The sequence below is a fragment of the Marivirga arenosa genome (genome assembly GCF_030503875.2).
In the GTDB taxonomy this organism is placed as follows: Bacteria; Bacteroidota; Bacteroidia; order Cytophagales; family Cyclobacteriaceae; genus Marivirga; species Marivirga arenosa.
This window is the reverse complement of sequence record NZ_CP129968.2, coordinates 3,495,631-3,522,533: the sequence shown is the minus strand read 5'-3', so window position 1 is coordinate 3,522,533 and position 26,903 is coordinate 3,495,631. Positions and strand designations below refer to the sequence as shown.

19 protein-coding genes are annotated in these 26,903 nt (G+C 33.7%); 7 read left to right on the top strand and 12 right to left on the bottom strand.

Annotated elements, in window-relative coordinates; translation table 11 throughout:
- Positions 1–48: 48 nt before the first annotated feature.
- The 4 genes from QYS47_RS15150 to QYS47_RS15135 form a co-directional block, all read right to left on the bottom strand.
- Entirely contained in the window at positions 49–1,638 is a 1,590-nt protein-coding gene (locus tag QYS47_RS15150; protein WP_322346995.1) for an acyl-CoA carboxylase subunit beta, read from the bottom strand.
- A 135-nt stretch (positions 1,639–1,773) separates the two neighbouring features.
- A complete protein-coding gene (locus QYS47_RS15145; protein WP_308355892.1) occupies positions 1,774–4,086 on the bottom strand; it encodes an OmpA family protein in 2,313 nt (770 codons plus the stop codon).
- Between the two features lie 162 nt (positions 4,087–4,248).
- A complete protein-coding gene (locus QYS47_RS15140; RefSeq protein WP_322346994.1) occupies positions 4,249–5,493 on the bottom strand; it encodes a M48 family metallopeptidase in 1,245 nt (414 codons plus the stop codon).
- A gap of 8 nt (positions 5,494–5,501) precedes the next feature.
- The gene (locus QYS47_RS15135; RefSeq protein WP_308355894.1) at positions 5,502–6,545 is read right to left on the bottom strand and encodes a PorP/SprF family type IX secretion system membrane protein; all 1,044 of its coding nucleotides are present in this window, start codon (positions 6,543–6,545) and stop codon (positions 5,502–5,504) included.
- 252 nt (positions 6,546–6,797) lie between these two features.
- On the opposite strand from QYS47_RS15135, the gene QYS47_RS15130 reads away from it, so the two are divergent.
- A complete protein-coding gene (locus QYS47_RS15130; RefSeq protein WP_322346993.1) occupies positions 6,798–11,948 on the top strand; it encodes a PKD domain-containing protein in 5,151 nt (1,716 codons plus the stop codon).
- 17 nt (positions 11,949–11,965) lie between these two features.
- Here the strand turns inward: QYS47_RS15130 and QYS47_RS15125 are convergent, their stop codons facing one another.
- Positions 11,966–12,388, bottom strand: a complete 423-nt coding sequence (locus QYS47_RS15125) for a thioesterase family protein (RefSeq protein ID WP_302123364.1) — start codon at positions 12,386–12,388, stop codon at positions 11,966–11,968.
- The gene (locus tag QYS47_RS15120; RefSeq protein ID WP_322346992.1) at positions 12,369–15,149 is read right to left on the bottom strand and encodes a triple tyrosine motif-containing protein; all 2,781 of its coding nucleotides are present in this window, start codon (positions 15,147–15,149) and stop codon (positions 12,369–12,371) included. The genes QYS47_RS15125 and QYS47_RS15120 overlap by 20 nt, the downstream gene beginning before the upstream one ends.
- Positions 15,150–15,419: 270 nt before the next feature.
- Between QYS47_RS15120 and clpB the strand changes: the two genes are divergently transcribed.
- A complete protein-coding gene (gene clpB / locus QYS47_RS15115; protein ID WP_322346991.1) occupies positions 15,420–18,044 on the top strand; it encodes an ATP-dependent chaperone ClpB in 2,625 nt (874 codons plus the stop codon).
- Positions 18,045–18,104: 60 nt separating this feature from the next.
- Here clpB and QYS47_RS15110 read toward each other — a convergent pair whose 3' ends face one another.
- From QYS47_RS15110 to rsmA, 6 genes are all read right to left on the bottom strand, one after another.
- Positions 18,105–18,497, bottom strand: a complete 393-nt coding sequence (locus tag QYS47_RS15110) for an HIT family protein (RefSeq protein WP_322346990.1) — start codon at positions 18,495–18,497, stop codon at positions 18,105–18,107.
- Positions 18,498–18,546: 49 nt separating this feature from the next.
- Positions 18,547–19,020 (bottom strand): transcription elongation factor GreA, encoded by a 474-nt coding sequence (gene greA, locus QYS47_RS15105; RefSeq protein WP_302101825.1) that lies wholly within the window; start codon positions 19,018–19,020, stop codon positions 18,547–18,549.
- Between the two features lie 135 nt (positions 19,021–19,155).
- Positions 19,156–19,998 carry a pentapeptide repeat-containing protein gene (locus QYS47_RS15100; RefSeq protein WP_302101824.1) on the bottom strand — a complete coding sequence of 281 codons (843 nt, stop codon included), beginning with the start codon at positions 19,996–19,998 and terminating at the stop codon, positions 19,156–19,158.
- 60 nt (positions 19,999–20,058) lie between these two features.
- On the bottom strand, positions 20,059–21,003 hold the full coding sequence (locus QYS47_RS15095; RefSeq protein WP_322346989.1) for an NAD(P)-dependent oxidoreductase: 945 nt from the start codon (positions 21,001–21,003) through the stop codon (positions 20,059–20,061).
- Positions 21,004–21,008: 5 nt separating this feature from the next.
- Positions 21,009–22,385, bottom strand: a complete 1,377-nt coding sequence (mgtE, locus tag QYS47_RS15090) for a magnesium transporter (RefSeq protein WP_322346988.1) — start codon at positions 22,383–22,385, stop codon at positions 21,009–21,011.
- On the bottom strand, positions 22,372–23,154 hold the full coding sequence (gene rsmA, locus QYS47_RS15085) for a 16S rRNA (adenine(1518)-N(6)/adenine(1519)-N(6))-dimethyltransferase RsmA (RefSeq protein ID WP_322346987.1): 783 nt from the start codon (positions 23,152–23,154) through the stop codon (positions 22,372–22,374). Before rsmA ends, mgtE begins: the two co-directional genes overlap by 14 nt.
- Positions 23,155–23,240: 86 nt before the next feature.
- Between rsmA and pdxA the strand changes: the two genes are divergently transcribed.
- The 5 genes from pdxA to efp all read left to right on the top strand — a co-directional run bounded on the left by pdxA (position 23,241) and on the right by efp (position 26,882).
- On the top strand, positions 23,241–24,251 hold the full coding sequence (gene pdxA, locus QYS47_RS15080; RefSeq protein WP_308355904.1) for a 4-hydroxythreonine-4-phosphate dehydrogenase PdxA: 1,011 nt from the start codon (positions 23,241–23,243) through the stop codon (positions 24,249–24,251).
- A 56-nt stretch (positions 24,252–24,307) separates the two neighbouring features.
- Positions 24,308–24,847, top strand: a complete 540-nt coding sequence (locus tag QYS47_RS15075; RefSeq protein WP_322346986.1) for a YceD family protein — start codon at positions 24,308–24,310, stop codon at positions 24,845–24,847.
- A gap of 20 nt (positions 24,848–24,867) precedes the next feature.
- Complete coding sequence (gene rpmF / locus QYS47_RS15070) at positions 24,868–25,059, top strand: 50S ribosomal protein L32 (RefSeq protein WP_013455314.1); 192 nt, start codon at positions 24,868–24,870, stop codon at positions 25,057–25,059.
- 230 nt (positions 25,060–25,289) lie between these two features.
- Entirely contained in the window at positions 25,290–26,288 is a 999-nt protein-coding gene (locus QYS47_RS15065) for a beta-ketoacyl-ACP synthase III (protein WP_308355906.1), read from the top strand.
- 27 nt (positions 26,289–26,315) lie between these two features.
- Positions 26,316–26,882, top strand: a complete 567-nt coding sequence (efp, locus tag QYS47_RS15060; RefSeq protein WP_308355907.1) for an elongation factor P — start codon at positions 26,316–26,318, stop codon at positions 26,880–26,882.
- The last annotated feature ends 21 nt before the right edge of the window (positions 26,883–26,903 follow it).

Here is a 26,903-nt window from a genome sequence, read left to right as displayed (position 1 = left end):
CATATAACTTTTTAACTCAATAAAAAAGCCTCCATGTGGAGGCTTAGATTATAATGGAATATTTCCGTGTTTCTTTTTAGGCAGTGTATCTACTTTGTTTTCCAACATTGAGAAAGCTTTGATTAGTTTCTTTCTTGTATCAGATGGTAATATCACCTCATCCACATAACCTCTGTGTGCTGCTCTGTAAGGATTAGCAAACTTTTCGGTATATTCTTGTACTTTTTCATCTAATTTAGCTTCAGGATCATCTGCTGCTGCAATTTCCTTTCTGAAAATGATTTCTGATGCACCTTTAGCACCCATTACGGCAATTTCAGCAGTTGGCCATGCGTAATTCATATCCGCACCTATATGCTTAGAGTTCATCACATCATAGGCGCCACCATACGCTTTACGCGTAATAACGGTTACTCTTGGAACAGTAGCTTCACTGAAAGCATATAGCAGTTTTGCACCATTCGAAATAATTCCATTCCATTCTTGATCTGTTCCTGGTAAGAAACCTGGTACATCTTCAAATACTAATAAAGGAATGTTAAAGCTGTCACAGAAACGAACGAATCGGGCAGCTTTTTTACTAGCATCATTATCCAATACTCCAGCTAATGATGCAGGTTGATTTCCAACTATACCAATGCTTCTTCCTGCTAAGTGAGCAAAACCAACTACTATATTCTCAGCATAGTTTTTATGAACTTCAAAGAAACTATTTTCATCTACAGTTTCTTCAATCACTTCCCTCATATCATAAGGCTGATTAGGATTGTCAGGAACTATCTCATTTAATCCTTTTCTTGTTTCATCCTCTTTTAATTCATAATGAACAGATGGAACAGGATCTTCACAATTCTGAGGAACATAGCTCAATAATGTTTTAATATTATTGATGCATTCTAATTCATTAGCACAAGAGAAATGTGTTACACCGCTCTTAGTACTATGCGTACTTGCCCCACCAAGCTCTTCTGAAGTTACGTTTTCCTGAGTTACTGTCTTTACAACATTTGGCCCAGTCACAAACATATAACTTGTATTTTCAACCATCATAATGAAATCTGTCATGGCAGGAGAGTATACCGCTCCACCAGCGCATGGCCCCATTATAGCTGATATTTGTGGTACAACCCCAGATGCTCTAACGTTTCTGTAAAAGATATCAGCATACCCCCCTAAAGAAACGACCCCTTCTTGGATTCTAGCTCCACCAGAATCATTCAAGCCAATTACTGGAGCCCCATTTTTCATAGCCATTTCCATGATTTTCACTATTTTTTCTGCATGGGTTTCAGATAGTGAGCCACCAAAAACAGTAAAATCTTGGCTGAATACATAGGTTAATCTACCATTTACAGTTCCATAGCCTGTTACTACACCATCTCCTGGATAATGTTGTTTGTCCAATCCAAAGTCTTTGCAACGATGCATCACGAACTTGCCAATTTCCTCAAAAGAACCTTCATCCATTAAAAGATCAATTCTTTCTCTGGCCGTAAGTTTGCCTTTTTTATGTTGAGCTTCTATTCGATCTTCACCACCACCTTTTAGTGCAGCAGCATTTTTTTCTTTTAATAGCTCGTTTTTTTCCTTATTGGTAGGTTTAGTATAAACAGCTTTTTGTATGTCGTTTTTTGCCATAGTATGATCAACTTATATTCCTTCAAAGATAGAATGTGTTGAACGAAAAACGAATTTTTTAGCCTCAAACTATGAATATTAAGCATAAAAAAAGGCTATCTGTTTGGATAGCCTTTAAACTTTTGTTTCAATTAATTACCTGTCAACATTATTAAGATCAATTATTTGAACTTCTACACGTCTGTTTTCAGCTGGATTTTTAGTGTCTGATTTAGTAGAGCCGTATCCTTTTGCAATAATTCTTCTCCTAACAACTCCTTTGTAGTTGAAGAAATTTACTACTTCAATAGCTCTTTTATTCGATAATTTCCTGTTTAATTCGGGGTCTCCTTCAGCTGAAGCATATCCTGAAATTTGAATCCCCAGCGCATCATGCTTCTGTAATTGCTCATAAATCTCTTGTAATTGAGAATTGTATTTATCTGCAAACTTTGCTTCCCCTACATCAAAATAGATTTTGTAAACAGGCTCAAGTAAAGATTTGTCGTATGTGATTTCAGCTTTCTGTGCTTTTTCCTTCTTTTGTTGCTCAGCTTCTTCCGTTACATACATTGTCGGCAGAGAGTAAATAGTCTCACCTTCAACCACTCTACTTTTTAAGGTAGTAGTATCACTTTCATCATAATAATAGGTTCTACTAGCGATTTCCATTTCATCTTCATTCGCGCTGAAATCAACATCCTCAATTGGATTTACTGAGTACATTAAATCCATCATATAATTAAAAGCTGCAGTATCTTCAGCGGCAATTATCGCATCCATCATATCGTAAACATCCAAACTATCACTTTGTACTAACATAGCCTCATTTGCCTGTCTAGGAGAGTACGTCCCTTCTTGCTTGGTATCGTAAAATGCATTGTTAACTGAAACTTCTTGTCCTACCACTACATCAAACTGCTTTATAAGCTTTAGATTAATTTTCTGATAAAGCTCATAGAAATAAGTCTGGTTAGGTACATTGATGTTTAAGGTGTAAGGAAGATATCCTTCTGATTCAATTATCAAGTCATAATTTTTACCTGGGGGTAAAATGATTAGATAATTACCTGTATTAGGATCTGGATCGTACACATAATCTACTTTAGTGTTATTTTCATTATCAATTAGTTTGATTTTAGTAGGAACGGGTTGTTCATCCTCACCTGCAGTAATTTTACCTTTTAGCATGGTAAGAGGAATATTGGCATATTTTTCAGGCATATCAAAAATGTAGATGTCCTGTCCTCCATATCCACCCTGTCTATCAGATGAGAAATATCCTTTACTTCCATCTGCTGATAAGGTAAAGTAATTATCATTTAACGGAGTGTTAATTGGATATCCCATATTTTGTGGTGAAGTCCATTTTCCACCCACAAGGTTAGTTCTAAAAATATCTCTTCCTCCCATGGAATTTATACCATTAGAAGTGTAATACAAAGTCTTCATATCAGGGTGAATGAAAGGAGCATCTTCGTCATATTTACTGTTCACTTCTGCACCTAAGTTTTTTACATTTCCCCATTTTCCGTTTCCTAAGCTTTCAGCTACCCAAATATCCATTCCACCATAACCACCTGGCCTGTTACTCGCAAAATAGATTTTCTTTCCATCAGGTGTGATTGAACCAGTACTTTCTAAATCACGAGAATTTAATCCTTCAATAGCTGATGGCTGACTCCATCCATCAGCTTCTTTTCTCATGATATAAAGGTTTCCAGTGTTTCCTGATCCAATAAAAACTAGCATTTGTTGGCCATCAGGTGAGATACCAGCAGTACCCACGTTTTCGTCAGTTCTGATGTCAATTTTTTGAGGCTCACCCCAGTCGCCTGAGCTTTTGTAAGTGATATATACATCTTCAGATGATCTTCCAGTTCTTTGGTTAGGTCTTAATGAGGTGAATGCCATTACCGACTGATCTGCAGAAACCACTGGATTATATTCAGTGAATTCTGAGTTGATAGGAGGAGCCATTCTTTGAATATTGATATCTTTTTTCTGGCTTAATAATCGTTTAGCATTTTCAACTTTCGCGATCTCTAACTCTACATCCGCTCTTTCTTTTCTTTGGGAATCACTTAAGCTATTTAAATATTGGTTGTAATATTTAGTCGCTTTTTCCAATTCCAAAGATTTATGGAATGCTTGTCCCATATAGTAGTAAGCATCTTGGGGTAGATCAGAAAAGCTGCCTTGCATTTCCAATTTTGAAAAAATAGGTGCAGCTTTTAATTGGTCGGTTGCATTTGGCATCATTAAATATGATACTCCTAACATATAATTAACATAGGGCTCGTTTGCACCTAGTTCTACGGCTTCAGCTAATGATTTAACTGTTCCTTCGTAATTCTTTATTTTAAAAAGATTTTCACCCCTATAGATTAAGCCATCTATTTTATCCTGTTGAGCAAAAACCATAGTAGAGATGCTTAAACAGAATAATACAATAAGTGATTTTTTCATAATAATTTGCTTTTAATTAATTATAAGCTTGTTGATAGCTTTAATAACACTACAAAATAATATTATATTTCGTCAATTTGTTTAAGAAATATAATCATTTAAAGCGGTATTAGTACTCTTATGGCATAAAGATAATTTTTTTCTTTAAAAATATAACAATCTTTATTTGAGCTTATCGATAGCTTTTAGTCTTTCTAAGAGCGGGGGATGTGAGTAATGAAAGAATACATACAACTTATGTGGTTTTAAATTGCTCAAACTGTCCACAGAAAGCTTTTTAAGAGCATTTTGCAAAGCATTACCATTGTAAGTAATTGTCGCAAATTCATCAGCTTGATATTCATGTTTTCGACTAATAAAGTTTGAAAACAATGATAAAATCAAGCTAATAGGTGTATATATAATTCCAAATGCAATAAAATTAACAGGGAAGCTTAGCTGAGCCGCACCCAGTGCTTTACTCAATTCAGGGTTGAATATCATAAATGACATGATAAATAGCATAGCACCGGTTTGAAGAATACCACTGAACAGACCGGAAATTGTATGTTTCTTTTTGTAGTGACCTACTTCATGAGCTAAAATGGCAACTAACTCCTCTTCTGTATTCTTTTCTAATAAAGTGTCAAAGAGTACAATTTTCTTCCTTTTACCAAAACCTGAGAAAAAGGCATTAGCTTTTGCGGATCTTTTAGAGCCATCCATAACATAAATATTTTGAATAGGGAATTCTACAGATTTACCATATGACATTATCTTCTCGCGTAAACTTCCATCTTCTAAAGGCACTAACTTATTGAAAAGAGGCAATATCCAGCTAGTGTAAAAAAAATTAGCACCAATCATAAATATTGCTATCACAATCCAAAAAATCCACCAAAAAGATTGGCCTATCCAGGTAATCAGAAATACTAAAATAGACAATAGGATTCCTCCAATTATTGCTGTTAAAACGTATGATTTGATTTTATCCTTCCAAAATAAGGTGGATGTCATTTTATTAAAACCAAAGCTTTCCTCAATCTTAAATGTAGAATACCATTGCCAAGGAATATTCCATATATCGTTTACAATAAAAATAATTCCGAAGAAGGCTAATGTTTGGGTGATAACAGAATTAAAATGAACTCTTACATAATCATCTAATTCTCCAAATAGACCAAACAGTAATACAATAAGCATGATTACCAAACTAGATAATCCGCTCCATAAACCGAATTTAGTGTTTACTCTTTGGTATTTAACTGCTTCTGAATATTTCTCTTGATTGAAAAAACCTTGTAAATCCTCTGGTAGTTTTGAATTAGCTCTTTTGAAGTTTAGTAAGTCTACTACAGTATTAAGTGCATAGTCAATAGCTACCACCATTAAAATGATCGCAAAAAATTGATCTGAAGTTAAAATCATAAAGTATTTTAAAATTTAGGGCACGGAATCACAAGTTTGTCGGCAGGTGGTCTGCGTGGATCCCTTAATGATAGTACATAAGATATTGAAATCTCATGGGCTCCGCCACTTCTGATTCCCAAGTCTGATAGAGTGTAATCAAAGCTGTAACCCACTGCAAGTTTTTGGTAAGAATATCCTACTAAAAGGACTAAAGATTCCGAAGAAGAGAATCCATTTGGAGTATTGAAAGGAATACCTCTATACCAAAGTCCTACCACCATAGGTTCTAATGTACTATAAAGACCTAAATCAGCTTGCTGAAAACCTCCTTGCATTTTATATTGAGCAGTGGGCGTTATACTTCTTTCATCTCCATTTCTACTAAAACCTTTTCGGTAACCTGTGTTGATAGGTATTTTGTACCCAGCATGGAATGAATGTTTCATCGGAAGTATACTTTCTTCACCTAAAATTGATTGATTAGGCTGATTTAGATGAAAAACCGAGTATCCGAACCAGAAATTGTCAGAATATAGTACACCTCCGAATGATAGATCGAGAAAGGTTTTACTTTGACCTGTTGCAACTTCCCCAGTTGGGTTTTGAAAACTTTGAGTTTCAGGATCCCATTGATCGCCAAATGTAAGTTCAGCAAAATTTAAATTTCTATTGTATACACCAATTTGAGCACCAGGCCTAAAAGTTAATTTTTCTGATAATCTTAATTGATAGGCATATTGAGCACCTACAGAAGTAGATCTTAAACCCACCAATCCTTCTTCATCTCTAGTCACAATTAAACCTACACCACTTTTTAATCTATCAAAATAATGATCGAAATAGGCTGAATAGGTTACAAAGTTTGCATTAATACTTGGCCACTGATTTCTGTAATTGATACCAGCACGACTCATTTGAGTATTTCCTGCAAAAGCAGGATTTAAATATAAGGGTGCCGCATAAAATTGTGAAAATTGCGGATCTTGGGCCTTTGCAATTTCTGGCCTTAGAAAAAAGGCAGCCAAGATGATTGAAATCAGTAAACTATTTCTTATAAAACTCTCTAGCACAACACAAATTTAAAATTCAAAAATCATCGAAATATATAAAATAAGTCAGAAAAGGGGACGCACCTAATTAAAAAAAAATATAAAAATTACTTAAAAAACTGAAAATGATTAAATTGTTCACTTCTTTATCTATTATTTTATAAATTTCGACTTGGTACATTTAACGTCTGTAAATCGAAAAACATATTTTAAAATAAAGAAAATTTATTTCGATTGTTTTTCGTTAGTAATCAGCTGACAATTCCCGAATATATGAATAATAAAATACTTAAATCTATTTTTCTTGTCTTTTTACTTAGTGTAAAAGTAGCTTTGGCTCAAAATTTCTCAGAAACATTCTGGTATTTTGGCGATAATAATAATGCTGTAAGATTTGATAGAAATAATGCCCGTCAATCTTTTTTAATTGATGATCAAGCTACTCCTTTCGGGAATTCTGGAGCGGCTGTTGCAACCAATGCGATTGATGGTCAATTATTATTCTACACAGATGGAGATTTAATTTACGGGAAAGATCATAATGCTATACCGGGTGGGACAGCAATAGGTGGGGATAATACTTTGCGTCATCCAGTGGCGATTTCTCCATCACCAAATGCTAATAGCGACATATATTATGTGTACATTATTAATGATGCAGGAGAATTACAATACCTTAGCGTAGACATGTCTTTAGGTACTTATGGTGAAGTTACTGCTTCAGCTCAAGGAACAGGTTTCGCTAATCTGAGCGACTTTATCAATTCTTATAAATTTGGAGATAATTATTTCCTCATTTTTCAGTCTGGTAACAGTTTAGAACTAGCACAGGTTCAAGCAGATGGGACATTAGCTTCTGTTGCAAGTCATAACTTCTCCATTAGTTTTAGCTTAAATGGATTATCCTTTCGACCCAATTCTGGTACTAATCCACAATTAGCACTTTCCTCTGATAACGTAAGTGGAACTCCAAAAAATATTGTATTACTAGATTTAGACCTTTCGGATCCTTTAAATCCTTTATTTCAAAATGAAAATTCATTAACTAATACTGGGGCAGTAAATCAAACTATTTCAGATGTCGAATGGTCAATAGGGGGAACAAACTTATATTATGCCAGAAATAATTCTAGTGGGCAAGCCAGCTTGATTCAAGTGAATTTAGATAGTGCATCTTCAGAAAATGTATTAAATAGATCTGTAGCTACCGTTAATTCCATACAGAACGGCCCTGATGGAAATATGTATTTCCTTTACAATAATGGAGCAGAGAGTTATTTAAGTAGAATATTAAGAGCAGATTCAATCCCTGATTCTTTGAGAATTGAATGGGAATTGTTTAGTGTAACATCTTATGGACAAGCTAATAGTTTTCCAAATATAGCACCTCCTGCAATAGTGGATGGTGCCGTAAGTTTTGACTGGTATACTTCCCAGTTAAACACGAGTATATGTCAAAATAACCCCGTTTCCTTTTTTGCTGATTATGGAGATTTTAATGATGTAACTTCTTTAAACTGGGATTTTGGAAATGGACAATCATCCAATGCAATAAGCCCTAATGTGATTTTTGATCAGCCGGGTAATTATAATGTTACCCTAACGGTAAATGTAGGAGGAAATATTTTTATTGATTCTTCTCAAGTAACAGTAGAACAGTTTAACTCTCAAGTTCAGCTCCAGGATACTACTGTTTGTGAATTACCTCTTGAAAATTATGGACCAACATTGTCAGATGGTTCTCAACCCGATAATGTCGTTTGGATCAATGCTGACACAACTAAGTTTACCGATAATGGTGATGGAACAGCTACTTTCGATTCTTCTGGAGTTTATACAGCTGCAGTTACTGTTGGAAACTGCACCGTTACAGCTAGCTTTACCTTGACCTTATTTGAAGAGCAAAAGCAAGTTGCTAATTTTTGGTATTTCGGGGAAGGTGCAGGAATAGATTTTAGTGGCGATGGGGGACCAGTTGCTGTTACTGACGGTAATATTCAAGCAGAGGAAGGGTGTACAACCGTTTCTGATGATAATGGTGATTTATTATTCTATACCAATGGGGAGACTATTTGGGACTCTCAACACAATGTGATGGCGAATGGAACCGATCTGGGTGGAGATCCCGCTGCTTCACAGGGAGTGGTTGCAGTAACGCATGGTTCTGATCCTTCATTATATTATTTATTCTTGAATGAAGATGCAAGTACTGGTAGTAACATCTTCTCCTATGCTTTAATAGATATGAAACTTAATAATGGATTAGGAGATGTTGTATTGAAAGGGAGAAAAATCTATAGTAGGAGTACTGAAAAAGTGGCTGCTCAAGGGGTTCAAAATACGAACGTGTTAACTCATGAGCTTGGAAGTAATAGCTTCAGATATTACCCAGTTAATGATCAAGGAATAAATGCAGCTGAATTTATATCCGAAGGAAGCAACTATTTTTCGAATTCTTCAGCAAACGGATATTTAAAGTACGCAGCTGGTGGAGATAAAATTGCACAAGCCTACAATTCTGGTGGTGCTTTTATAGATTACATCAGGCGCGATAGTGTGAATGGATGGGAAGAAGCATTGATTGATGTTAATTTCGGTGGAACAGTTTATGGAATTGAATTTTCTCCTAGCAGTAACTTATTGTATGCAACTATTAATGATGGAGCTAATTCATTGTTATTGCAAATTCCGATAGATGATGATTATTCAATTGATGATATTCAAAATCCAGATAGTGTGACAGTTGCTGACTTAGGATTTGAAGCAGGAGCATTGCAAACTGGACCAAATGGCCAAATATACATAGCAGCCAATAATAGTCCTGATGTTTATACAATTGGAGCCCCAGACCAACGATATGATCCAGCTGATGGAGCTAATCTGGCATCAAGTTTACAGCCATTTAATTTAGCGGGTAGAACAAGTAGATTAGGCTTGCCTAATTTTGTTCAGAATTTATCCACCCCAAGTCAAGAACCTTCGATAGCAGTGATAGCTTCATGTACATCAGATCAAATTATTTTGCAAGGGAATGGAACTACTAATTTTGACCAATTTAATTGGACTATTACACCGATTGGAAGTACAAATAGTGTCTATACATCGAATAGCCAGAATGATACTTTAGATATCCAATTAGATCCAGGTCAATATGAAGCTTCATTAAGAATTACCAATGAATGTGGATATGATAATCTTCTTGTCGAAAATTTTGAATTATATCCAAGCCCTGATGTTAGTAATGTTTCCAATACCAGAACTTTCTGCGGTACTACTTTAACACTAGGAGATGATATAGTAGATGAACCAGGACATACTTACGTGTGGAATACTGGAGATACTACTCAAACAATTGATGTAACTGAAACAGGAAATTATTCTGTTACGATTACTTCTGTAAATGGCTGTACTTCAACAGCTGATATATTTGTAGGTCCGCCATATGAAGTAGACCTCGGAGGTGATCGAATAGTTTGTCAAGATGCAAGTTTAAGATTAAATGCGGATGGAAGCGCATCAACTTACAGATGGTTTGTTGATGATGTGCAACAAACAGCTAGCGGACAGAATTTTGATGTTAACACCTCTACTCCAGGTACTTTTATGATTAGGGTAGAAATTCCAGACCCAATTGATCCTAATTGTTTTGCTTCCGATGAAATTGAAGTGATTGTAAACGAAAATCCTATAATTACGATTGACAATACAGCTGAACCTTCATGTGGAGTTAATGACGGTTCAATTTCAATATCTCTGAGTGGAGGCTCTGGAGATTATACAATCAACTGGAATGGACCAACTACTGTTAATGCCGGAACAACAAATGCTACAGCACTTGGGGCGGGCAGTTACAATGTGACAGTTATAGATAACCTTACTAATTGTAGTACCACTGAAACTGTGAGTTTAAGTAATGCTACATTTACTGCATCGGCTGTACAAATTGCCTCATCTTGTGATCCTAATTTACAGGAAGTTGAAATTACATTAAATGCGAGTGGCGATATTTTGAGGCCCGCATTTCAATGGGAAATATTAGATCAAACAAGATCTATTATTGCAAGTAGTGTTACGAATGATTCAATATTTACAGTAGATAGTTTAAATGAAGGATCGTACAGTATTGAGGTAACTGATGCCAATGGATGTTTGGCAAGTTCTTCATTTACCTTAAATCCAGCCCAGCAAATAAATTTTAATCCTGATGATAATGTATTTGGTTGTGGTTCAAATTATGATTTGCTATCATATCTTCAAGAACTTGCTTCCCATACAAATGATATTGTCTATTCAGTAACTCCAAATATTGATTTATCCAGTGCTACAGCGGGTATTTATTCAATTATTGCAACCGACACTACTGGAGTTCTATGTGCTGATACTGCAACTATTAATTTACAAATAAGTCCTCAAGCAAATATTTTAGATATAGAAAACACAATAAATTGTAGTGGAGGTAGAGACCTAACTGTAATTTTAGATGGTCAAGATCCGAATAACTTCACCTTTAATTGGAGTAATGGGGCTCAAGGACAGAGTATTACAGTAAATCAAGCTGGAACTTATACGGTTACTGTTGCACCTAATGGGAATATTTCTTGTGCTGCACAATCATCAGTTGATGTAGCTGAAAATTTTGAGCCATTAAATGCAAGTCTTGAAACACAAGTGAATTGTGAAGATGGAACAATTATAGCAACTGCTATTGCAAGCGGAGCAAGTGGAAATTACAATGTAGTTTTAACAAATTCAGATGGCACACAAATCCCTACCATTGATAACTCTCAAGCTGCATTAGAATGGGAGATTATTGAAACAGATACTTATACCTTAACTGTTTCAGATACAGGGCCAGGTGGTTGTGATCCAATTATCATTACCAGAGATTTAACGGTTCAAGAGATATTCCAACCTCAAATTGAAGAAACTTATTATATCTGTTCTACGGGTATTGAATCTGTAAGATCAGTGGTTTTAGATCCAGGTTCATTCGGAAGTTATACTTGGACTCTTCCAAATGGAAATACTTCTACGAACAGGACAGTAATAGCTAATGAGCCAGGTGAATATAGAGCAGTTCTAACTGCTGCTGGCTGTGAATATAATATCTCAACCACAGTTTTAGAAGATTGTCAACCACAAGTTTTTGCGCCAACTGCGATTCGTCCTGGTAGTTCAATTGCAGAAAATAGAATCTTCAAGGTTTTTGCAAATGATTACGTAGGGGATTTCCAAATCATCATTTTTAATAGATGGGGAACCATTGTATTTCAATCGAATGATAAGGGGTTCGAATGGGATGCTACTGACTTGAATGGTGTACAAGTTCCACAAGGCTTATATGCTTATGTGATCAATTACAAAGGAACGGAAGAAAATAGTAGAACTTACGAGCAAAGAGGTGGGGTAAATGTAGTCAGATAGTAAACTGACTATATTTACTATTTTATTTTTTCTAGGAATGATTCAGGCATATTGGCAATTTTTCTTTGTTCATAATCAAAGAATATTATCCCTGTTTTTCCTACAGCAGCTACTTTTCCGTCTTCTTTCAAAAACCTATAAACAAAATCACATCCATATTTATTGATGTCTTTTACGCCAACTTCAATTGAAATTTCTTCATGGGCAAAAATCTCTGCTTTGTAAGTTATGGCAGCATCACTTTGAATATTTCCTAAGCCATCAAAATCTAATTCACTTTTATAACCTAATGATTTGAAAAACTGAACTCTTGCATCATGCATGAAGGCAAATATTCTATCATTACCAACATGACCACCATAGTTTAAATCGGTAATTCGGGTAGTGATTTTGGCGGTGAATAAATACTTATCAGGTTCTTCAATCTTGATTCTGCTCATTTTCTTTTTTCTGTTGATTTTTTCTCATTTGAGAAATTAAACTTTTACTTCTTGCGGAATTCCAGATTACTAAGATTTTTGAAATACCTCGCTCTATTGGAGAAATCGATACCGCAAGAATTACATTAATGATAAAGGTATAAACCGGTGAATCATCAACGTATCCTTCCAAATTGTTTTCAAGAATCGTTGCTATGAATTCAAGAAATAAAATTAAAGTTAAAAATGTAAAGGTTTTAGTTAAAAATGAACTTTGATTAGTTGTATTTAATTTAATAGAGATAAATATTAGAATACTGAAGAAAGCAATTTCTAGTAGATAAAACCACCAGGTTTGCCAGTATGGAGGTGTGACTTTAAAATCTAAACTGAAATTATTGATTTCATTACTAAGAATGGTTCTTGCTTTAATTTGTAGTTTATAATTCCCGGTAGGGATGTAAGGAAAATCTATTTCCTTGTTTTTAGACCATCCTGACCATTCATCCATAAGGCCCTTTACATAATATTGATATTCAATATCATCTGTAAATAAATATTCAGGAGTACTGAGTAGAACCTGTAGGTTATTTTCATTATGTTTTAACTTTATCTTGTCAAGATCCTCTATCCATTTATTTTCAATTTTAATTCCATCTATAAAACTTTTAGGTGTAGTGTAATTTTGTAGTGGAGTTGAAAGCCATTCAATAATTCTGTTATTAGAAATAAAGAATATTTTCTCATCATTAATGAAATTTATATTTTTTATGGAAGGTAAAATTCTGAACCATTTTCGGGCCTGTTCTTGAATGTTTTTATTTAAAACTGTCCATTGGTTGTCAGATGAAATAATCCACATATTTTCTTTCTGATCTTTTAAGAAATATTTTAAAGGATTCTCAAATGTTGAGTCTATCTTTAGTTTAAATGATTTTAAATTCAAGTCAAGAATAGCATCTGACCTTAATAATTTAATTTGTTGACCTGAATTAAACACTGCTAATTCCTCTGAAAAATTGTTGCTAATTTCAATCTTCTTTTTTGATGTTATGTCATTTTCGACTATATCAAATATTTCAATCTGATTACTACCAACAGCAATTAGTTGATTTCTAATAATTAGCATATCATTAAAAATGTGGTCGCTATGTTTTATGACTTTATAATTATCATCTTTTATTGATAAGCTGAAAAGTCCCTGATCGTTTGCTATCCATAATCTGTTCTTATTTACTTCGAAATAAAGCTTATTAATCATCTTTAAAGAGGATATTTTATTAGCCTTAAAATCCTTTATCAAATAAATTCCAGTATTGCTTTTAGCAATTAAACTGTTTTTAAATGGAATTAATGTTTCAATATGGTCATCAATTTCTGATATTTTCTCATATTCATAATCAATGGATTTAAGCTTACTTATGTTGGTGGTTTTAATAACGGTTTTATACTCAGGATTAGCTTTAGGTTCACCCTTATTCGCTTTTCGTATAGAATCTCGTAATTGTTCTTCCTTCTCATTTAGTTTTCTTCTTAAGGCTAAAAATCGAATTCCTTTTTCTTTGTATATTTCTTTAAATTTGTTGAGTTCTTTCTCTATATATATCTCGACTTCAGCATTATTATTTTCAACACTGAATAGTTCTTCAAAGAAGTTTTCGTCTCCTTCATCTTCTGGTTTTTGATTAGAGGATACTTTTACTTTTTCAATATATTTTTTTGTTAAGGTCTCATAATCCTTCACCTCTTTTAAGTAAAATAACCCTCTTGTTGTACCCACCCATAATTTTCCATTATGTAAGATGCTGGTTTCAGGTAAGCCCTCAATCCCAGGGTAATATTGGAAGTCCGATAATGGTATATTAAGAGATGCACGGGATAGTCCAAAAGGATGAGCCAACCACAAACCATTTTGCAGGTCCATGGTTACAGCGCTTACTTCATTGGTAGGTAAACCATTATATTTTTGAATAGTGGAAGAGATTTTTTTTGAATTCTCATCGATTAAGAGTACACCACCGCTTAAAGTCGAGATGATTAGTTTATCTTCATAGAATTTACCCGAGATTGCAAAATTGTCACTAAGATATTGGTTAATTTCATCGGAAAAGGTTTCAAATTTTTTTCCGTTAAATGAATAAAATTCTCCATTATCATAAGCAAAGTATAATATATCATTGCCTTTAAAAGAAAAGAGGAAGTCTGTATTTTCTGGTGCATATAAGTTTAAGTCAACCCAGGTACCCTCAACATTTTCGAGTAAATAGTTATCTTCAAAAGCAAATAGTTTATCATCAAATGTAAATATGTCTTTATAACCCAAATTCGAACGGAAAACATCGACTTTATTGAATTCCTCATCATAAACAATTATTTCTTCATCAATCAATAAATAGAATTTGTTTTGATGATATACTAAGTCAGTAAAAGAAGAATTTATTGATAATGATACTTTTTTGTGTAAAGTATTTTGATGAAATGCATCTTCTTTAAAAGTATAAATCCCATCTTTTGCTATTAAAAATGGTGTTTCATTTATATCTAAAAATTTTAACGGACTGCTATTGATTTCAATTTTAAGCCATGAATTACCATCATATTGTAGTAATCCCTTATCATAAGCAAGTATTAATCGACCTTGATTATCAATTTTTAGATCATTGAATTTTAAATCTTGAGACGGAATAGGGATCTCATAATGCGTTAAGGGCAAATCTCCATTTTGTGCTAAAAGTGCTTGAATATTGAAGATTAAAAAGATAAGGAGATACTTTAGTTTCATCTCATGTTTTGGATAAATACAATTTGTAAATATATTGAAATAATTCAATTTTAAATATTCCTTTACCTTATAATCCCTTCAATTTTATAACTGATTTTAATACTCTTCTACAATTTTTGACAGAATATTTCTATTCATTTTTTTAAGTAAATGTCAAAAAGTCTTGAAATGTTTAAATTATAACTATGAATAAGTCATAAAGGCAGAGCTTCAGTATTGGTAAAAGAATTGCATAGAATAAGAAAAAAACTGTAATCAAATCTTACAAAAATGAACTTAAATGAATATACCATAAAATCGCAAGAGGCCATTCAAAAAGCGGCAGAGATTGCTATGGCTAATGGTCAGCAAGCCATAGAAACCGGGCATCTGTTGAAAGCTATTCAGCAAACAGATGAGAATGTATTGTCTTTTGTAAATAAGAAATTAAATATAAATAAAACCTTAATTGATAATAAGTTAGAAGAGTTAGTGAACAGCTATCCAAAAGTTAGTGGTTCTCAACCTTATTTGTCAAATGATGCACATAAAGCAATGACAGAGGCAAAGAAATTCTTAAAAGATTTTAAGGATGATTACGTTGCAATTGAGCATTTATTATTAGGCTTATTGAAAGCGGGCGATAAAACTTCTGCATTATTAAAGGATGCTGGCTATGCTGAAAAAGATCTTATAAAAGCCATTAAGGAATTAAGAGGTGGTGATTCTGTAAAGGATCAAAATGCAGAGTCTAAGTATCGATCATTGGAAAGATATTCCATTAACTTAAATAATCAGGCTAAAGCGGGTAAGATTGATCCAGTAATTGGTAGAGATGAAGAAATTAGAAGAGTGCTTCAGATTCTCTCAAGAAGGACCAAAAACAATCCTATTCTATTAGGTGAGCCGGGTGTTGGGAAAACTGCCATTGTGGAAGGAATGGCACAAAGAATTGTTGACGGTGATGTACCTGAAAATCTTAAAGATAAGATTTTGATCTCATTAGACATGGGATTATTAGTAGCCGGAGCCAAGTATAAAGGTGAATTTGAAGAAAGATTGAAATCTATTATTAAAGAGGTAACTGATTCTGATGGACAAATTATCTTATTTATAGATGAGATTCACACGCTAATAGGAGCTGGAGGAGGAGAAGGCGCTATGGATGCCGCAAACCTACTAAAACCAGCATTGGCTAGAGGAGAGTTACATGCAATAGGTGCTACAACTTTAAAGGAATACCAAAAGTATGTTGAAAAGGATAAAGCTTTAGAAAGAAGATTTCAGGCTGTAAATGTTGATGAACCTTCTCAAGAAGATGCTATTTCAATTTTAAGAGGTATTAAAGATAAGTATGAAGTTCACCATGGGGTTCGCATTAAAGATGATGCGGTAATCGCGGCAGTAGAACTTTCAAGTAGATATATTTCAGATCGATTCTTGCCTGATAAAGCCATTGATTTAATGGATGAGGCGGCATCAAAAATGAGAATTGAAATTGATTCATTGCCTGAAGAATTGGATGAGTTGAATAGGAAAATCATGCAGTTAGAAATTGAGCGTGAGGCAATGAGGAGAGAAAAAAATAGGGATAAAGAAGTAACGGTTAATAAAGAACTAGCAGACCTTGAAGAGAAGCGGAAAGACTTAAAAGCGAAGTGGGAGGGTGAAAAAGAAGTAATTCAAGGCATCCAAAAGCAGAAAGAACATATCGATAAGCTTAAGGTAGAAGCAGAGCAGGCTGAAAGATCAGGTGATTTTGGAAAAGTAGCGGAAATTCGATACGGTAAACTTTCTGAAGCAGAAGCAAAGCTTAATGAGTATCAAGCTAGAATGAAAGAAATGCAAAGCTCTAGCCAGACCCTTTTAAAAGAGGAAGTGGGTTCTGAAGAAATTGCTGAAGTAGTGGCTAGGTGGACAGGTATTCCTGTTACAAAAATGCTGCAAAGCGACAGAGAGAAATTATTACATCTTGAAGAAGAATTAGGTAAAAGAGTGGCAGGGCAAAAAGAAGCCATAGCAGCTTTATCAGATGCAGTGAGAAGAAGTAGGGCGGGTTTACAAGATCCTAGAAAGCCAATAGGCTCATTTATCTTTATGGGTACAACGGGAGTAGGTAAAACAGAGTTAGCAAAGGCTTTAGCTGAATATCTCTTTAATGATGATAATGCGATGATCAGAATTGATATGTCTGAATATCAGGAAAGGCATTCTGTCAGCAGATTAGTTGGAGCGCCTCCAGGTTATGTCGGTTATGATGAAGGTGGTCAACTTACCGAAGCGGTAAGAAGAAAACCATATTCTGTAATTCTTCTAGATGAGATTGAAAAAGCACATCCAGATACTTTTAATATATTGTTACAGGTTTTGGATGATGGTCGATTAACCGATAATAAAGGCCGCTTGGCTAATTTTAAAAATACAATCATCATCATGACTACCAATATTGGTTCAAGCTTAATTCAGGAAAGATTAAGCCCAGAAAATTATAATGGTGATGAGATGCAGAAAGAACAAATTCTATCAGATACTAAAAATGAGGTTTTTGAATTATTGAAGAAGTCAGTTAAACCAGAATTCTTGAATAGAATTGACGAAATCATTATGTTTGAACCGTTGAATGAAGAAATTTTGAGAAAAATTGTAAACATCCAATGGAAAGATGTTCAAAGAAGATTGAAAGAAAACGGAATCCAGATAGATGCTACACAGGATGTATTAGATTATCTAGGTGAGATAGGGTACGATCCACAATTTGGAGCAAGACCATTGAAAAGAGTAATGCAAAAAACTATCCTAAACGAACTCTCTAAGCAAATTTTAAGTGGAGAGATATCAAATGATAGTACAGTATTGGTTGAAATGGAAAATGGAGAAATTGCCTTCAAAAATGTTGAAGATGTAGAAATAGAGTAATAGTTTAAATTAATATAGTCCAAAACCGCAGTGAACTAAAAGTCATTGCGGTTTTTTTATTTACAAATTAGCCTTTATCTCACTCGCTACTTTTTCTAATTCTTCTTGAGAAGGATTTAATTTTTCTTTGCTGAAATTAATGTCATTCATGGAATTAAGAGGAACTAAATGCACGTGAACATGAGGTACTTCTAAACCAATAACAGCTACCCCAATTCGAATACATTTTACAGATTTCTCAATGGCTTTAGCTACCTTCTTTGAGAAAACATGGAGACCTGCTAATACATCATCATCCAAATCAAATATATAGTCCGTTTCCTGTTTTGGTACAACTAAAACATGCCCCATTACGAGAGGATTAATATCAAGAAAAGCAATATAGTTGTCATCTTCAGCAACAATATGTCCTGGAATTTCTCTGTTAATGATTTTAGTGAATATAGTAGCCATAATTATAATGTTAATAAAAAAGCCGAATCTTATGACTCGGCTAAATAATTTACAAACTGATTTCTAAAACTTCAAATTCCATTTTTCCGGCTGGTGCATCTACTTCAGCAACTTCACCAACTTTTTTCCCCATTAGCCCTTTCCCTATAGGCGATTTAATTGAAATTTTACCCTCCTTGAGGTTGGCCTCCTCTTCTGAAACCATAGTGTAGGTTACTTCCATGCCATTTTTCTTGTTTTTAATTTTAGCTTTGGTTAGTAATCCTACTTTAGAAGTATCAACGTCTGATTCTTTAATAACTCTTGCATTCGCAATTACGGTTTCAAGTTTATTGATTTTCATTTCAAGTAAACCTTGAGCTTCTTTAGCTGCATCATATTCTGCATTTTCGCTTAAGTCTCCTTTGTCTCTGGCCTCTGCAATATCAGCTGAAGCTTTTGGCCTTTCCACGGTTTTTAAATGATGAAGTTCATCCTTCATTTTTTTCAAACCTTCTTCTGTGTAGTATGATACTTTACTCATTGTTTTAAAAAAAATTGAAATTTCTATAAAATAAAAAACGGCACAATTTTGCATGAGCCGTCTTTTTTGTTTTCTGAATATTTGACACAAATATAAATGAATTAAATCTTGAAAACAAGACGATGCATTAACGTTCTACTTACCTAAAAGTTCTGGATAATGTTCTTGAATTTCTTTCTTGATGTCTTCATCAAGTTCAGCTAAGTATAGAGTTTTTACTTTTTTAAGCTGGTCTAAAGTTAATCCTTCAGCACCTTTCAAATTTGCTTTATACAAACTGGCTTCGTCAAATACAGCTCCTGTTAAATGGCAGTTGCTTAAGTCAGATTCCATTAGATAAGCATTTGTAAAATCTGATTTTATTAAAAACGCGTTTTTGAAATTAGCTTTAATCAAAAATGCATCCTTAAAATTAGCCCCACTTGCAAAAGCACCCTCGAAGTTAGCTTGATTCATTTTAGCATTTTCGAAATTTGTTTGATTCGCCCTAGTGCCAGTAAAATTACATTCTATTGCATTAGCATGACTGAAATTTGAGGAATTTAAGTTTGAGCCTGTTAAATCAACATGACTCATATTGGTTTTGGTTAAATGGCAGTTTACTAGATTTATTTCTGTAATGTTGTGTCGGTTAAGCCTTTTGATGTTACCAACAGTTCTAAAAGCAGCTTCTTCTGATTCCCATTGCCTAAAGTCATCAATTTCATCTTTATACATTCTTATTCTGAGCTGTTTTTCACCGTTAGCATTTAGCCAGTAAATTAGAATACCTATGATCGCGATATCGAAAATCATACCGTGGGCTTCAGCCATTACTTCTTTGAAAAAGTCGCGGAAGTTATCAAAATAATATGGAGCACTTAATCCTAGAACTACTATGGTAAGAATAATAAGAACAATAAAAGAAGTCATAATTGGCTTCTCAATTATCTCTTTTATCTTTTCCTCTGCCTTATTTCTGTATTCTTTAATGTCCATAGACTTTTAATAGCTCAGTATCTCACTTTTGTAGATTTTTTGTAAGAAAGTTATTTAAAACTATACAAAATCTTCTTCTTTAACCAATGATTTGATTTTTTGATACAAAACTTCACTGATTTTTTTATAAGATTCAAATGACCATCCTGCAATATGTGGGGTTAATAATACTTGATTGAATTTAATAAGTTCTTGAAAAACAGATGATTCATCACTTTTTAATTTTTGAATTTTCTCGTTTTCAAGAACATCTAAGGCTGCGCCTTTTATTTTCTTTTCTTTCAATAATTTTACTAAGTCTTTTAAAACTAAAACTTCTCCCCTTGCCGTATTAAGAATATAATCGAGTTTTTTGAATTGATCTAGAAATTCATAATTAACTATTCCTTTATTATGCTTATTCATAGGAATATGTATGCTTAGTATTTGAGATTCTGCTTTAAATTCCTTTAAACTTACCTCTTTAACATAATCATTTCCAAAACCAGATTTTTGATCATCAAATGCAAGAATTTTACATCCAAAACTACTTAAACGTTTAGCAAAGGCTTCTCCCATATAGCCAAACCCCATTAAGCCTACAGTTTTTCCCATCAATTCAATCCCTCTATTGCCCTCTCTATCCCAAATCCCTTTTCTAACTTCAAGATCTGCCTTATTAATATTATTAAATAAATTTAAAATCATTCCAATAGCATGTTCTGCTAAGGCATCTCTATTTCCTTCAGGTGCATTTAATAAATGGATTTTCCGATTGTTTAATTCTTCTACATCCAAATTATCTACTCCTGCTCCAGCACGAGCAATAAATTTTAAATTTGTTGAATGACCGAGCAATTCTTTATCAATAGGGGTTTTACTTCTTACAATCATACCCTGGTAGCCATGGATTGATGAAATTATTTCATCTCTTGTAATATTGGGCTTATAATCTACTTCAATATTGATTGAATTTAATGAAGTGATTATGCTTTCATGCATATCATCAATAATGAGAACTTTCATAATACTTAATATAAAAAATGGGCTACTGAGAAATAAACCAATAATCCTAATAAATCATTAGTGGTGGTAATAAATGGACCTGCAGCTAGGGCGGGATTTATGCCAAATTTATCGAGCACAATTGGGGTAACAGTACCCATAAAAGAGGCTAACAGAACTACAGCAAATAATGCAGTTGACACCACAATAGCTAATTTTACTTCTTGGCCTAAAATTAAATTCATTCCCATTACTATTCCGGCAATAACTAATCCATTTAATATAGCAATAACTAAAACTTTTGTGATTCTTTTAAGGAAGGAATCATCAAAAACTGACTTGCTAGCCAAACTTTGTAAAACTATAGAAGAGGACTGAATTCCAACATTTCCACCTGTTGCTGTAATCAATGGAATAAAGAAAGCCATTGCGGGAACCAACAAAATATCCTCTTCAAATACACCAATAAACTGAGCGCCTAATAATCCCCCAAACATACCTATGATTAGCCAAGGCAATCGAGCGCGTGTTAGCATCCAGATGCTATCATCTTCCTCTACATCTTCAGAAATACCGGCCATCATTTGTCTTTCTTCCTCCGCCAATTCTGTAATAACATCTACGATATCATCAATCGTAATGCGGCCCATCAATTTTCCCTGCACATTTACTACCGGCACGGCATCTAAATCGTATTTACGCATTACTTCAGCCACATCTACCTCGTCCATATAGGTTTCTACTGAAATCACATCATCATCATACAGATCCTTTACTTTCAAATGATCATCGGCAAGTATAATTTTTTTCAAAGAAACTCTACCTAATAATATGTTTTGATCATCTACTACATAAACAGAATAAATTTTTTCAACATTTTCTGCTTGTCTTCTGATTTCATCTATACACTGATTAATTGACCAATTCACGTTGGCTTTAATCAATTCTTTAGCCATCAAACCACCCGCTACATCTTCTTCGTAGCGAAGTAAGTCCAGAATGTTTTTTGCTTTTTCTTTATTATCAAGGGAAGCAATTACTTCTTCTCGATCTTTAAGCGGTAGTTCATTAATAATATCCACCGCATCATCAGAATCGAGTTCATTAAGCATGGCTGCGATTTCAACCGTCTCGAACTCCTTCAGATATTTAGAACGGACATCTTCATCTAAATCATTAATGACTTCAGCACTGACTTCGTTCTCCAATACATCCAAAACATATCTTGATTCTTCAGTATTAAATTCAAGCAGGATAGTTGAAATATCTGCAGGATTAGTCCCTTCTAGTGTATTTTTTATGAAATTTTCATCCTTTCCATTTATGGCAAGTTGTAATTTCTCAAAATACTCTTTCGATAGTTCAAACTGATCAATATGTTCTTGTTGTTCAAGATTCTCCATCTGCTAGCAGATTAGTTAATTCTACAAAATCGTTAACGGTGAGTTGTTCGGCTCTTTTATCAAGTAAATCTAGTGACTTTTGTTCAGTTGTTAAATCAAAACTTTTTAATGCATTGCGTAATGTTTTCCTACGATTATTAAAACCTTGCTTTACAACCCTGAAAAACAACTTTTCATCACAATCTAAAGTTTCAGTTTCATTTCTTTTTAATCTTAATACTGCTGAAGTTACCTTCGGAGGCGGATTAAATACATTAGGAGGTACTGAAAATAAATATTCAACATCATAAAAAGCTTGAATTAATACGCTTAATATGCCATAAGTTTTATTCCCCTCTTTTGCAGCTATCCTTTCTCCCACTTCTTTTTGAATCATTCCTACCACTTCAGGAATTTGATTTCTATACTCTAAAACTTTAAAGAAAATTTGTGATGAAATATTATATGGAAAGTTGCCAATTATTCCGAATGGCTCATTAAAGTATTTTGATACATCCATTCTTAAAAAATCTTCCAAAATGAATTGATCGGAATAATCAGGATGTTGAACTTTTAGATAATCAATGGATTCCTGATCAACATCCATAAATAATAAATCATAAATATTTTGTTGAATTAAAATATCACTCAAAACACCCGTGCCAGGACCAATCTCTAATAATTTATTATAGGATTGATGACCACTTAAACTATCCACAATTTTGTTGGCAATATTTTGGTCTTTTAAGAAATGTTGACCTAGATGTTTTTTCGCTCGAACTCCCTTCATTTTTCAAAGCAGATAAAAAAAAACTAAATTGCACAGAATTTAATCATAATTATTTCAAAATTCAGCTTCAAGTTCTGATTTAAGATATGGAAGAAAATAATAAACCCACAATTGCTATTACTATTGGAGATGTAAATAGTATTGCTCCTGAAGTGATCATTAAAGCTTTAGAAGACAATAGAATTTTGAAATTGATGACTCCAGTGGTGTATGGTTCAGGTAAAATATTGTCCTATTATAGAAAAGCTCTAAACATTCGTGATTTCAATTATTTTCAGTTAAAAAAATTGGAAGAACTAAATGACAAGAAATTGAATGTTCTCAATTTATGGGAAGAAACTGTGAATATCACCATGGGGCAATCTACTGAGGAAGCAGGTAAATATGCTTTTATCAGCATAGAAAAAGCTGTTGATGATGCTCTTGCAGGAAATGTTGATGCTATTGTTACGGCTCCAATCAATAAAAATAATATTCAGTCCGATAATTTTAATTTTGCGGGACATACAGAGTATTTAGCGCAGAAATCTGAAGTTAAAGACAGTTTAATGTTATTAGTAGATGGTGATTTGAGAGTAGGGGTGGTAACTGGGCATATTCCTATTCAAGATGTAGCAAATAAGGTTACAGCAGAAAAAATTGACAGTAAATTAGATGTTTTAGAAAAATCTTTAAAGCAGGATTTCGGAATCAAAAAACCTAAAATAGCAGTATTAGGGTTAAATCCACATGCGGGCGATGGTGGAGTTATCGGAAATGAGGAAGAAGACTTTATCAAACCATTAATTGAAAAGAGGAAAGAAAAAGGGAAATTAGTTTTTGGTCCTTTTCCAGCTGATGGCTTTTTTGGAAATCAACAGTATAAAAACTTTGATGCTGTATTAGCTATGTATCATGATCAAGGATTGATTCCTTTTAAAACATTAGCCTTTTCAAATGGAGTTAATTATACTGCTGGTTTACCTTTTGTACGTACTTCACCAGACCATGGAACAGCTTATGACTTAACAGGAAAAGGTCAGGCGGATGAAACTTCTATGCGACAAGCCTTGTTCTTGGCATCCGATATCATTAAGAATAGAAAAGAATATTCTTAAAGCTATTTAGTAATATCAAATAATCTTTTTATCTTTGCGCTCTTAATTCAGGTGGGATGGAAAAGTTGAAAGAATTCGACATTCAAGTATATAAGCTTGGAAACAAGCTGCATGAATATAAGTTTTCTGTTGATAAAGACTTTTTCAGCAAGTTTGAAGGGGATTTGATTGATAGTGGAGAAGTAAAAATTGATCTCTTATTGGATAAAAGAGATAATTTAATGGAGCTCACTTTCGATTTTTCAGGATATCTTGATCTTGTGAGCGATAGAAGTTTAGAAGAATTTGAATACCCGATAGATATCAGCAAAAAGTTGCTGTATAAATATGGAGAAGAGGAAAAAGAGTTAGAAGAGGATGTAATGGTAATTACAAAAAACACACAAGTGATTAATGTAGGCCATTTCATTTATGAAACTATTGCTTTGCAAATTCCATTAAAAAAGCTTCACCCCGATGAGTTAGGAGAAGATGAAGAGCATAATGAATATGTTTACATAGATAATGCTGATGATAATCCGAGTGAGGAGGAAAAAAGTGAAGAAGAAATTGACCCACGATGGGCAGCATTAAAAGATTTGAAAAAAAAGAAATAAGAATTAAAAATTAGAATAAAATGGCGCATCCTAAGAGAAAAATATCTAGAACCAGAAGAGATAAAAGAAGGACTCACAAAAAAGGAACGGCAAAATTATTGGCGATTTGTCCTACTACAGGCGAGGCGCATTTGCCACACAGAGCTTTCTGGCACGAAGGTAAACTTTACTACAAAGGTAATGTAGTAATGGAAAAAGAAGTATTGGCTTAATTATAGTCAAGATGAAATATAAAGCTTTGCTTTCAAGCAAAGCTTTTTTTATTGGCAATACTTTTTTGAATAGTTGAGTTTTATAATTCTTAGAGGTTAAAATTTGATTATTCTTACCTGTTTCTGGTATCATTGATTGTTGACCTATTCATTTCTCCTAAATTTGTCGGGCTTCAATTCAATATTATATATATTAGCAATTCAATAGCCAAAGAAACTACAATCAACAAATGACTAAAATAACTGCAGCTATTACCGGAGTTCATGGATGGGTTCCTGACTATGTGTTGACTAACAAAGAGTTAGAGACTATGGTCGAAACTAATGATGAGTGGATTACTTCCCGTACTGGCATTAAAGAAAGAAGAATTCTTAAAGGTGAAAACCAAGGTACTTCAGTAATTGGTACTGAGGCTGTTAAAGGTTTATTGGAAAAAACAGGTACAAAAGCTGAGGATATTGACTTATTGATTTGTGCTACTACTACTCCAGATATGCTTTTCCCTGCTACTGCAAATATTATTAGCAACAATGTAGGCGCAGTTAATGCCTTCAGCTATGATATACAAGCAGCTTGCTCAGGCTTTTTGTTTGCTTTAGCTACAGGATCTCAATTTATCGAAACAGGTAAGTATAAAAAGGTGATAGTCGTGGGTGCTGATAAAATGTCTTCCATTATTGATTATGAAGATAGACAGACTTGTATCATTTTTGGTGATGGTGGCGGAGCAATTTTATTAGAGCCTAATGAAGAAGGTTTTGGGATAAAAGACTCAATACTTCATTCAGATGGTTCTGGAGAACAGTTCTTACACATGAAAGCAGGAGGGAGCAGGAAACCTGCGTCTGCTGAGACCTTAGCGGCTAAAGAACATTATGTATATCAAGAAGGGAGTCAAGTATTTAAATTTGCTGTAACGAATATGGCAGAAGTTGCTGCTGAAATTATGGCTAAAAATGAATTGACTTCAGAAGATGTAGCTTGGTTAGTTCCTCATCAAGCTAACAAAAGAATTATAGATGCTACTGCTAACCGAATGGGGGTCAATTCTGACAAAGTGATGCTCAATATTCATAAATTTGGTAATACAACCAGTGGTACTATTCCTTTATGTTTATGGGAATATGAAAAACAAATGAAAAAAGGGGATAATATTATCCTTGCGGCATTTGGAGGAGGATTTACATGGGGCTCCGTTTATATAAAATGGGCTTACGATTCAAATTAATATCATTAAATTTAATTTTATTTTAAAATGGCAGATACTTCAGATTTCAAAAATGGTCTTTGCATTGAATATAATAACGACTTATTTACAATAGTAGAATTTCAACACGTAAAGCCAGGAAAAGGGCCTGCTTTTGTTCGTACTAAATTAAAAAGTCTTACAACTGGGAAAGTTTTAGATAACACATTTTCCTCAGGACATAAAGTAACTACTGCAAGAATTGAAAGAAGACCTCACCAATTCTTATACAAGGATGATATAGGAATGCACTTCATGGATACAGAAACTTTCGAACAGATTTCTATTCCTGAAGAGAACATTGAAAACTCTGATTTGTATAAAGAAGGGCAAGAAGTTGATATTTTAATTCATGCAGAAACTGAAAAGCCATTAAGTTGTGAGTTGCCTCCATTTGTTGAAATGAAAGTAACTTATACTGAGCCAGGCATCAAAGGTGATACCGCTACAAATGCTACTAAACCTGCAACAGTAGAAACAGGAGCTGAAGTAAAAGTGCCTTTATTCATCGATCAAGATGAAGTTATTAAAGTAGATACAAGAACCCGTTCTTATTCAGAGAGGGTAAAAAAATAATTATTTAAGAAATTTTGACTT